At 38.5% G+C, this 4,721-nt stretch carries 6 protein-coding genes; all 6 read left to right on the top strand.

Going from position 1 to position 4,721, the window contains the following annotated elements:
- Nucleotides 1-105 precede the first annotated feature (105 nt).
- Nucleotides 106-837, top strand: a complete 732-nt coding sequence (locus tag CK510_RS26545; protein ID WP_095724516.1) for a class I SAM-dependent methyltransferase — start codon at nt 106-108, stop codon at nt 835-837.
- Nucleotides 838-1,126: 289 nt separating this feature from the next.
- Nucleotides 1,127-1,813, top strand: a complete 687-nt coding sequence (gene nblR, locus CK510_RS26540) for a response regulator transcription factor NblR (protein WP_095724515.1) — start codon at nt 1,127-1,129, stop codon at nt 1,811-1,813.
- 242 nt (nt 1,814-2,055) lie between these two features.
- On the top strand, nt 2,056-2,595 hold the full coding sequence (locus CK510_RS26535; protein ID WP_095724514.1) for a DUF192 domain-containing protein: 540 nt from the start codon (nt 2,056-2,058) through the stop codon (nt 2,593-2,595).
- A 567-nt stretch (nt 2,596-3,162) separates the two neighbouring features.
- Entirely contained in the window at nt 3,163-3,393 is a 231-nt protein-coding gene (locus CK510_RS26530; RefSeq protein ID WP_095724513.1) for a DUF2949 domain-containing protein, read from the top strand.
- A 158-nt stretch (nt 3,394-3,551) separates the two neighbouring features.
- Nucleotides 3,552-3,701, top strand: a complete 150-nt coding sequence (locus tag CK510_RS32065; protein ID WP_158224969.1) for a hypothetical protein — start codon at nt 3,552-3,554, stop codon at nt 3,699-3,701.
- Nucleotides 3,702-3,960: 259 nt separating this feature from the next.
- The coding region (locus tag CK510_RS26525) for a tetratricopeptide repeat protein (protein WP_158224968.1) at nt 3,961-4,721 on the top strand (761 nt) is incomplete at its 3' end.

The following is a 4,721-nucleotide window of genomic DNA, read 5'->3' as shown; positions in this document are numbered from 1 at the left end:
TTTTATTGTGGTTGTGCGATCGCAATGATTTAAAATTTTTGGGTAACGGATTCAGCGCGATACACTTTTAGCGTTAAGCTTTGCTTATCGCAATTTTAAATCCACATGACACAAATATTCCCCGGTGAAGTATTCGCAAACACCACCGATTTCGACAATGGCATTCGTCAACTGATACCCCGCTACGACGAAATGCTGGAGGTAATTGTCCGTTGTCTACCTTCCACAACTCAGCGTATTTTAGAACTTGGTTGCGGTACTGGTGAACTGAGTTTAAAAGTATTACAGCGCTTTCCTGAAGCAAAAATTATTGCTCTTGATTACTCACCACGGATGATAAACTTTGCACAAGAGAAAATTTCCCAGGCTGGATGCGATCGCAATTGGCAAGGGGTTGAAGCTGACTTTGGGGAATGGACAAATAATCCCGCAAAATTTCCTATTGGTGATGATTTTGATGCTTGCGTTTCATCCCTAGCAATTCACCATCTCCCAGATGAAATGAAAATGAGCTTGTTTGCGAGTATCTACAAAAACCTCAAACATGGTGGTTATTTTTGGAATGCAGACCCAATTTTAGCGGAAACACCAGCTTTAGCGGAAGTATATCAAACCGCACGGGAAGAATGGACAAGCCGACAAGGGATTGCGATCGCAGATGTTCGTGCCAAAATAGGTAGAAGCAGCACCTATGGTTATTCTAGTCAAGACCAATTAGCAACCTTGGAAACACATTTACAAATGCTTTCTCAAGCCGGATTCGCCACAGTAGCCGTTGCTTGGAAGTATTATGGATTAGCGGTGTTTGGAGGAATTAGGGGAGGCAGTAGGCAGTAGGCAGTAGGCAGTAGGCAGTAGGCAGTAGGCAGTAGGAATAAAATATGTTTCTGCTCTCAGCATAGCTGTCATTTCATCCCATCTATCAATTTCGTCACATTTAGGATTAAATACTAATTAAACTCATAATTCCCAGTTAATTAACCGTAGAGAGTAACTGACAGAGAATTCACCCCTAAGTCAAAGTACAGGATAAACCCAGATGGACACAGATAATAAATTCATGATTTTTTGTGAACCCTGGGTAAATTCTTAATTTTTAGCTCACAATTCAATATTTTACCTTTATATGACGCTTACTCACAACCCTTGCGTTTTAGTGATTGAAAGCGACGACAGTTTAGCAAATCAGCTTTCTTTTGACTTGAAAGAAGCAGGATACGAAACTGTCATTGCCCATGATGCCTCAAGCGGGATGCAGTACAGTCGCGATCGCGAACCTGCTCTAATTGTAATTGACCGGATGCTATCTGGTGAATCGGGACTTTCCCTATGTAAAAATATCCGGGGTACAGGAATGCGATCGCCTGTTTTAGTTTTGATGGCACGGGATACTGTAGACGATCGCGTTGCTTGTCTTGAAGCTGGAGCTGATGACTACTTCCTCAAACCTTACCGTGCTGAAGATTTTTTAAATTTAGTGCGTCTCTATCTCAAACCTGATGTCGATACCAGCGAACAATTACGCTTTGGTGACTTGGTTCTCGATATTGCAACCCGTCGCGCTATCCTCAATGGACGAGCGATTGATTTGACAATGAAGGAATTTGAGCTTTTAAAGTTTTTGATGGAACATCCTCGCGAAGTCTTAACTCGCGAACAAATCCTAGAAAATGTCTGGGGTTACGATTTTATGGGGGAATCGAATGTGATAGAAGTCTACATTCGTTACTTACGTCTAAAAATCGAAGATGAAGGGCAAAAACGTCTCATTCAAACTGTACGCGGTGTTGGTTACGTCTTACGAGATTCTTAAAGTTTGGGAATTGGGGATTGGGAATTGGGCATTGGGCATTGCGAATTACGAACCAACCATTAACCACTAAATAATCAACTACTAATCATCAATCTATAATAAACCCTCGCGCCCATCAGCCCCCTTACCCCTAAACCCTTTTACCCCTAGTCCTGATTTTGCACAATAAATATACACTGCAAGCACTAATAACTACAAACTAGGATGTACAATCGAGATTCCAAATCCATTACAACAAATACATGTTACGGTTATCACACTTGTTACCGATAATACTGGGAATTTTACTAATTGGTTGTACGACTGCTACAACTGCCAACCCGCCTACTACCACACCTAGCGTTCAGCCATCAGCACTAGTGACAACAAACACTAATCGAGGTCAACAGTTGCCAATTTCGGCTGTAGCGGTTATACCTAGTGGATTCAACATTCAACTAGAGGTAGCTAAAACATCTAAGCAACAAGAAATGGGTTTGATGTATCGACCTGCATTAGCAAATGACCGAGGTATGTTATTTAAATTTCCCTCGCCACAACCAGTTCGTTTCTGGATGAAGAACGTACCTGTCGCCTTAGATATGGTTTTCCTTCACAAAGGGGTCATACAGGGCATTACGTCTGCGGCTCCTCCCTGCGCTAAAGAACCTTGTCCTACCTATGGTCCCGATAAATTGGTGGATCGGGTCATTGAACTGCGTGCTGGTCGTGCTGCCGAACTTGGTCTCAAAGTAAGCGATCGCATTGAAGTCAAATTTATTGTTCCTAAGGATAAAAAATAAAAAGATAGTCAAAAATACTGCCTACAACTAAGTTTTTTTACTGTTATAAAAATGTAGCCTATAATCCTTGAAACCATTGTTAGGAATGAATAAAATTGCATAATCCCTCAAGACTCCTCACATCAGACAGTCAAAAAGTTTACTTTAGTGCAAGTGTTTGATATACTACTATTCATTCAAATCAAATCTAGCTATTTCAATAGTGAAAATTACAAATAAAGCACTGAGTAGCAAAAAATCTTCCTTTTGGTGCAAGACCAAGAATCACCAATGAGAGAATATTAAGCTATGAAATTTTGATACTACGGATGAGATAACTTGAATAAGTTAATGCAATATATCTAATAAGTTTAGTTTATATCTGGGATAGTAAGTATTATTTAACTTGAAAAAGTTGATAGTGCATCTGCCGAAGTTTTTATAGGCGTGATCGAGTCTGGGATCGAAACTAATTTCAGGAACTTTTGCGGAATTTGCTTATAAGGTTTGGTTGGATATAGATACATTACCTATGTAGTGACAGATGAAATACTGGCAACTAAATGATGAAGAATAACAAGCTTATATATGACAATACACACTACTCAAGGAGGTGAGCTAAAAATGTTACCAACGACATATTCTCGATTAATTCATTTTTTACAAGAAGACTTGGCAATTTCATCGGCATGTATTGCCGTTGCACTTCGTCACAGTCAGCAGGATCCTGGACCATTGCCAATGATTCTGTGGCAGTATGGTTTAATTACCCTGGAACAGTTAGAACAGATATATGACTGGATGGAAACAGCCGCATAAATCTAAACCGATAAAGTTAAAGATAGCAAATTGGGATAGATAATATTTGTTTTGGAAATAGCAAAAACTCATACTTTTATAATTTACAATCCAAAATCTCAAATCGATAGGGATATGACATTTGGGATGGGTTGGCTCGATTTAGGAGGATTTAGCTTATGTTATGTCCACTCAACCTCTGGAAACAGCAGGTAGATTGGGAAATGCGCTGTACAAGTTTAAGTTTGTGTTTAAGTTCGGTAGATGACAAGCAAAAAGCAGTCAAAAAGCGGGTTGATGAATTCAACTCGCTTTTTAATTGCCATTGAGTAAAAATCTTAGTTGCAAAAATAAACGCTGTGGTGCCTCAGTTCAAATATAGTTGTAATTATTAGCAGCATGAACTTTTAAGACGGTTCAATGTGTGTTTTAGTGAATTTTAGTATTTATTCAGTTATAGCTTGATGTTTTATGCAAATTTACCTTTCAAAAAAGAAGAGAGTTAAGTTAGATTAGTGTTCGAGCAAATGGATTAATAAGTCGGTTCAATTTTGAGTTTCATATGTTACTGCAATGGTAAAGCCCAGTATGAGTGTATTAGGTGACTATGAGTTTTGGTACAACTTGGGAAACGAACAGTTTGATTTGGGACTTACTGAAGATGCGATCGCATCCTACGAACATGCTACTACTATCAAACCAGATTTTGCTGAGGCTTGGTTTCAAATCGGCAATGTTTTTGAGGATGATGATGATGGAGAAACTGCAATTAATTATTATGAGAAAGCGGTTGCTATCAATCCAGACTTTTGTGAAGTTTGGTCTAAATATGGTAATCTATTACACAAATTAGGGCGGGAAAGTGAAGCTGTAATTTGTTTTGACAATATTTTAAAAATTCAACCACATGCTTATATTACTTGGTTAGAACGTGGACATAGTTTGAGGAATTTAGAACGTTATGATGAAGCGATAAACTCTTATAATCATATTGTTAATATTGAACCTAAAAATATTGAAACTAGTTTTAATTATCCTTGGCATTGGTTTCATGATGCTTGGCGATCGCAAATTAATTTACTATCTTTAGTGGAACGTTATGATGAAGCCTTAATAAAGTGCGATCGCAAGTTAGAATTTTTCCCAAATGATGTATCAAGCTTGTATCAGCGCGGTGATTTACTCTGTAAGCTCAAACACTATCAAGAAGCACTTACCAATTACGAACAAGTTATACAGCTTCACCCAGACGATTACTTAGCATGGCATCATCGTGGGGAAGTTTTCGCTTATTTAGGTGACATTAAACAAGCTTTAGCTAACTATGACAAAGCCATAGAAATGTATTC

Source organism: Brunnivagina elsteri CCALA 953 (assembly GCF_002289455.1).
Classification (GTDB): Bacteria; Cyanobacteriota; Cyanobacteriia; order Cyanobacteriales; family Nostocaceae; genus Brunnivagina; species Brunnivagina elsteri.
This window is presented reverse-complemented; position numbering and strand designations above follow the sequence as displayed.